Origin of the sequence: Priestia veravalensis (assembly GCF_001457055.1) — a bacterium.
Lineage (GTDB): Bacteria > Bacillota > Bacilli > Bacillales > Bacillaceae_H > Priestia > Priestia flexa.
Map to the genome: position 1 here is coordinate 1 of NZ_KQ758740.1, position 5,143 is coordinate 5,143.

Genomic DNA, 5,143 nt, shown 5'->3' on the forward strand with positions numbered 1-5,143 from the left:
AAAGTTCTACGGACAAAGTGAATGGGCCATTCAAAACCAAGTGTTTATCGCACTGATTGTTTTTTGCCTAAATGTAATTGCGCAAATCGAAACAAAAAGTAAGCGAAAAACGCTACAGATTAGCCGTTTTTTAAGGGCTTCGTTATGGAAACCGGCACATATCTGGATACGAAAGATTAAAGGAAAAACCGTTCCTTAAAAATAAATTGTCGTCGTCGCACAAGTCTAATTGTACATAATTTCCAAATGGATGGAGCCACCTTTAATAAGGTATTTACTTTTTTGGCTCTAAACAGGAAAAAACATTAAACTGAAAATTGCGTCAACATTTATGCAACACTAGTGGTAAAGAAGATGTATTTAAAATGAAGATTATCTATAAAAATGAGGAAGAAGTACTGAATTTAAAGATGGCAGAGGATGAGTAAAGAGAAGGCTTGTTGAAATGTTATAAAAATAATAAAAACATTTCGAAATCGACTAATACGTAGTATGATGATGGATGTACATACAGCGTGAAAGAGGTATAGAGATGGTTTTATTAGGAACGCTTGCAAATGGATTAGGCATTATTGTTGGAACGCTTTTAGGGAGCTTATGTCGGAACATTCCTGAAAGCATGAAAACTACCGTCATGCAGGCAATCGGATTAGCAATTGCGGTATTAGGAATTCAGATGGGCATGAAAAGCGAGCAATTTTTACTCGTGATTTTAAGCCTTGTTATTGGTACAGTAGCTGGTGAAGCGTTGAAGCTAGAAGAGAAGCTTTCGTCAATTGGCTCTTGGATTGAAAGCAAGGTAGGAAGCGGTCAAGGAAGTGTTGCTGAAGGCTTTGTAACGGCAACATTAATCTTCGTTGTGGGAGCAATGGCCATTATCGGTGCTCTTGATAGTGGTATTCGCGGCAATCATGACGTGTTGTATACAAAAGCCGTAATGGACGGATTTATCTCGCTGTTACTAAGTACAACGCTTGGGATTGGCGTTATTTTCTCAGCCATAGCTGTTGTTTTATATCAGGGATTAATAGCTGTTTTTGCTGCACAGATTGATCGATTAGTTCCAGATGCACTGATGGATCAGCTTATTATCGAAATGACGGCAACCGGTGGCATTATGATTCTAGCAATCGGCTTAAATTTAATTGGAATTACCAAAGTCAAGGTGGCCAATTTGCTGCCGGCAATCGTTGTTGCTATTTTATTAGTGACGGGAATATATGCTTGGATGTAGTAGACCTTTTATCAGAAGGTCTACTTTTTTGCTGGAAAATATGGATGAAAAGCTCGTTCTGTTGTGATCACTATATAAAATACGCGTACGGGGAGCAGTGAGGTGCTTTAAGTAATCCGTTTGAAAAAATCAGAAAATCTAAAAAAGAGGTAAGTTAGAAGCATTGCTATCGTAGATTAAGTAACAAAGGATAGAAAAAGGAGGAAAAGCTTTGTACTTTCCGTCTAAAAAAGATTGGTGGTTGTCGTATCTAATTTGGGGCATAAGTATTGCGGTTTTAGTAGATGGAATTTTTGTGATGGGATGGGGGATTTTTATGGTTCCGTTTATTCAAGATCATTACTTCATCCGACTAGCTGTTTTAGCGTTTTTTGCAGCTTTCTTGCTTTCGATTTGGTTTCGCACAGGGTATTACCTCACAGGCCAAACGTTAACTATTTATTATGGGCCTTTTAAGAAAAAAATAAATGTAAAGGAAATTCGCAGTATTTGCTTTGTCAAAATACCGTTTATTGCGCCCGCACTTTCGACTCAACAAATTCAAATCAAGTACAGCAAGCGTAAAACGATACGGATTTCACCTCGTGATCCAGAGGTCTTTGTTCAGTTTCTAAAAGTAAGAGCCACGTTTACGATAAAAGCTTAAAAGAGGCGTAGTAAGCTTTATTAGCTTAGCACGCCTCTTTTTTAATGCAGACATTTTCGAATACCTCCGTATTCTATCAGCGGCTTTGACACATAGCCGTCTGCTTCGAGTAAATAAATAATTGTTGCAGTGACGTATGGTACGTGAGCAGGATGAAGATCTAAATATTTTGAGAGCTGCAAGGAAGTAACGTCTCCTTTAAAGATATCGTGTCGGTTCACACAGACAAACGGGTACACATGCTTTACGATTTGCTTAGCGGTTTCTAACATCAACAAATCAATCAGGCCTCCTAATTGTATTTTAATATAAAGATATTCAGGAGTTTGTGTATTGATGACACGTATTTTTATAAGATAACGCTTACAATTGTTGGTTTTTAATTTATATGAAGATAATAAAAGAAAAAAGTAACCTGTTGAATAACTTCTTATACAGAAGCTATTCAGCAGGTTACTGCAAATGTTTCTTGCTCCAATCCCCCATGCTTTTGCATATGCTACTGGTGAAGAAGGTATTACTAAGCTACTAGCTGGAAAGAAAGGTCTTATCATTAATACCCACGGAACACCAAGCGCTGTTTATGATGAGATAGACATGACGACTGGATTAAAAATCACGTCAGATGTAGGGGTTTTTGATTTTACAAGAATTGAGCCTGTTGATCATTTATTATTCGGAAGTATCGGCTATTTAGATAAGGAAGGCTACAAAAAAATCTTTACTCAAATTAATGAGACGATTGATCGTCACTTCTCATAATTGTAAGCTAAGCACTAGAACCAACAGGGTTTTGGTGCTTTTTCTATTATTTGCTTTTTTTTAATGCGTATATGGATTAAAATGGAACTAAAAGAAAGGAAATGGAAATATGAGCTGCAAAATCATTTTTTTCGACGTTGATGGTACGCTAACGCATCACAAGAGCGGCGAAATACCTGAGAGTACAAAGCGTGCCATCAGTTTATTAAGAAATCTTGGCATTATTATTGTAGCAGCTACTGGACGCCCACTCTCTATGTGCGAAGAATTAAAAGAGCTAGGTATTGATGTGTTTATTACTGCAAATGGTGGTTATGTGACTTATCAGAATGAAGTTATACATAAAGTGAGTATGAGCAAGTCCAACGTAAAAGAGCTAGTAGAATTCTCAGATTCCAAACAGCATGCCCTATCTTTTTACACGAAAGGCTTTCACATGAACGGAGTACAGGAAGAGGGTGTTTTAGCTGCTTTATCCGAAACCTTGTCGCTTCAAACCTATCCAGACACTCATCCTTCCATTTACGAAGAAGAAATCTATTTACTTTGTCTGTTTGGAACGGATGAAGTGGTGAATCAATACAGAGCTAGATTTCCTCACTATACGTTTCGTCGCTGGCACCCATATGTGGTAAACGTATTGGAAACAGACGTATCAAAGTCGCAGGCGATTGTAAAAGTGTTAGAGTACTTTAAGATACAACCTTCTGAGGCGATGGCTTTTGGGGATGGTGACAATGACATTGATATGCTTGAAACTGTAGGTGTTGGTGTTGCGATGGAAAATGGTAGTCAACGCTTAAAGGAAATAGCTGATTTTGTGACGAAAAAATCAGATGAAGATGGCGTGGAGTTTGCCCTTAGACATTATAACCTCATTTCACAATAAGAAAGAAGAGAGGACGTGTACAATGAACCAACCAATTCGAAAGCTTACTATAAAAGATTTAAAGCCTGCAGCTAAGCTGTTTGCGCGTGTATTTAACGAGGAACCTTGGAATGAACCATGGACGCTTCAAAGCTCTTATAAGCGGTTAATGGATATTAGCTTAACGCCTGGCTATCTAGGAATTGGTTATTTTGAAGACGAAAATGGTCCGCTTCTAGGCTTTATCGTGGGAAATGAAGAGCAGTGGATAAACAATAAGTATTTTTATCTCAACGAAATTTGTGTGGATACCAATGCTCAAATTAGCGGTATTGGGACGAGCTTATTAGAATTTCTAAAAGTACAGCTCAAACAGCAAGCAGTAGCACAAATCTACTTATCTACTGAAAAAGGTCACCGAAAGCCAGCAGCTTTTTTTCAAAAAACGAGTTTGAATTGAATGAAGAACGTGTTGTGATGAGCTTAGAGCTAGAATAATACAGATGGGAATGAAACGTACCTATGCATTCTGACTTATAGGAGGAACCGGCATGAGAAAATTTTTCCTGTTAATCAACTTCTGTTTTGCTATATTACTAGCAGGCTGTAATAGTAACGAATGAATTGATAGCTATGTAGTCATAAATAATACCGAATTAATTGTAGTTGAAAGCCCTGATGGACAGAAGAATGTTTTAGAAATGGTAAAAGAATAGGACGATTTAAAATGAAGAAAAAAGTAGTTAAGATTTTACTGGTTATGAGTGTAGGAATGAACGCTTACTGGCTGGTTAAGCATTATGCTTTTGATAGGATGTATGATCCCGATGAAAAGGAACAAATCATTCTAAATGAAATGATTCAAAGAACAATTGAAAGTAAAGACTATCAAGAGATTGCTAAAACAAAAGATATTAAATCTATAGAAAGCAGCATGGATAAAAATAAAGGTGGCAGATATCCATATTATTTTAATGTAAGCGTTCGAACAACTGAAGGTACATATTTGTTTGGCTGTAGTGATGAGCAGTGTACAGATATCGAAAAGTATGGAGAAGCTTATTCGATTTATCAAGATGAAAAGCCGAGACTACCTCTAGAATAGTGCTGACAAAACCATAAGAGTATAGAAAATAAGTATTTAAGCCAATGATCTATTCACACAATTTAGAGGTTGGTTTAGAAAGTATGAGCTGTTTTTAGAAAAGATGTTACAGCTGTTTTTCGTGAAGAAATGATAGAAAAAGCTTTTAAGAATTTGGTTCTTAAAAGCTTTTTTATGTACTCTGAACCACTAACGTCGCATAAATATTGACTGAATTTTCTGTTTTATTATTTTTCCGTTTGAGAAGAAAAATGAAGACACGTGAACAGAGGTAGTAATCATCCATTTTTTCACTATAACCTTTGGCGAGGGCGACAGAGACGGTTAAACCTTTACGGGACAGCTCTTCCTGCTATTTTTCGAATCCAAATGTGTGCGGATTTCCACGGTGCTGCTTTTAACAACCGACTAATTTGTAAGTACGTCCGTGAACTGTTTGTACCCAACTGAGCCAGTACGTTTAAACAGTAGACAATCATCGCGATGTACACTTGATTATGGACAGCTTGTTCGCTTTGTCCGTAGAAC

The 5,143-nt window shown here is 37.1% G+C and carries 6 protein-coding genes and 3 pseudogenes; 7 read left to right on the forward strand and 2 right to left on the reverse strand.

Features of this window, described 5'->3' with window-relative positions:
- The 3 genes and pseudogenes from AS180_RS20845 to AS180_RS20855 all read left to right on the forward strand — a co-directional run.
- Positions 1 to 199: pseudogene (locus AS180_RS20845) on the forward strand (IS4 family transposase); the annotation flags it as partial.
- Between the two features lie 333 nt (positions 200 to 532).
- The gene (locus tag AS180_RS20850; RefSeq protein ID WP_025908008.1) at positions 533 to 1,234 is read left to right on the forward strand and encodes a DUF554 domain-containing protein; all 702 of its coding nucleotides are present in this window, start codon (positions 533 to 535) and stop codon (positions 1,232 to 1,234) included.
- 211 nt (positions 1,235 to 1,445) lie between these two features.
- Entirely contained in the window at positions 1,446 to 1,880 is a 435-nt protein-coding gene (locus tag AS180_RS20855) for a PH domain-containing protein (protein ID WP_025908007.1), read from the forward strand.
- 41 nt (positions 1,881 to 1,921) lie between these two features.
- Here AS180_RS20855 and AS180_RS20860 read toward each other — a convergent pair whose 3' ends face one another.
- Complete coding sequence (locus tag AS180_RS20860) at positions 1,922 to 2,152, reverse strand: hypothetical protein (RefSeq protein WP_224840247.1); 231 nt, start codon at positions 2,150 to 2,152, stop codon at positions 1,922 to 1,924.
- Positions 2,153 to 2,363: 211 nt separating this feature from the next.
- On the opposite strand from AS180_RS20860, the pseudogene AS180_RS20865 reads away from it, so the two are divergent.
- The 4 genes and pseudogenes from AS180_RS20865 to AS180_RS20880 all read left to right on the forward strand — a co-directional run.
- Positions 2,364 to 2,642 (forward strand): annotated as a pseudogene (locus AS180_RS20865) (NAD(P)H-dependent oxidoreductase); the annotation flags it as partial.
- Between the two features lie 109 nt (positions 2,643 to 2,751).
- Positions 2,752 to 3,531: a Cof-type HAD-IIB family hydrolase gene (locus AS180_RS20870; RefSeq protein ID WP_062687449.1), complete on the forward strand. Its 780-nt coding sequence runs from the start codon at positions 2,752 to 2,754 to the stop codon at positions 3,529 to 3,531.
- A gap of 22 nt (positions 3,532 to 3,553) precedes the next feature.
- Positions 3,554 to 3,970, forward strand: a complete 417-nt coding sequence (locus AS180_RS20875) for a GNAT family N-acetyltransferase (protein ID WP_082636440.1) — start codon at positions 3,554 to 3,556, stop codon at positions 3,968 to 3,970.
- 267 nt (positions 3,971 to 4,237) lie between these two features.
- Entirely contained in the window at positions 4,238 to 4,615 is a 378-nt protein-coding gene (locus AS180_RS20880; protein WP_025908003.1) for a hypothetical protein, read from the forward strand.
- Between the two features lie 332 nt (positions 4,616 to 4,947).
- On the opposite strand, the pseudogene AS180_RS21965 reads toward AS180_RS20880, so the two are convergent.
- A pseudogene (locus AS180_RS21965) lies at positions 4,948 to 5,143 on the reverse strand (IS4 family transposase); the annotation flags it as partial.

Coding starts and splice junctions, on each gene's coding strand:
- AS180_RS20850 (WP_025908008.1), top strand. CDS start 533: ATGGTTTTATTAGGAACGCTTGCAAATGGATTAGGCATTATTGTTGGA.
- AS180_RS20860 (WP_224840247.1), bottom strand. CDS start 2,152: ATGTTAGAAACCGCTAAGCAAATCGTAAAGCATGTGTACCCGTTTGTC.
- AS180_RS20870 (WP_062687449.1), top strand. CDS start 2,752: ATGAGCTGCAAAATCATTTTTTTCGACGTTGATGGTACGCTAACGCAT.
- AS180_RS20875 (WP_082636440.1), top strand. CDS start 3,554: ATGAACCAACCAATTCGAAAGCTTACTATAAAAGATTTAAAGCCTGCA.
- AS180_RS20880 (WP_025908003.1), top strand. CDS start 4,238: ATGAAGAAAAAAGTAGTTAAGATTTTACTGGTTATGAGTGTAGGAATG.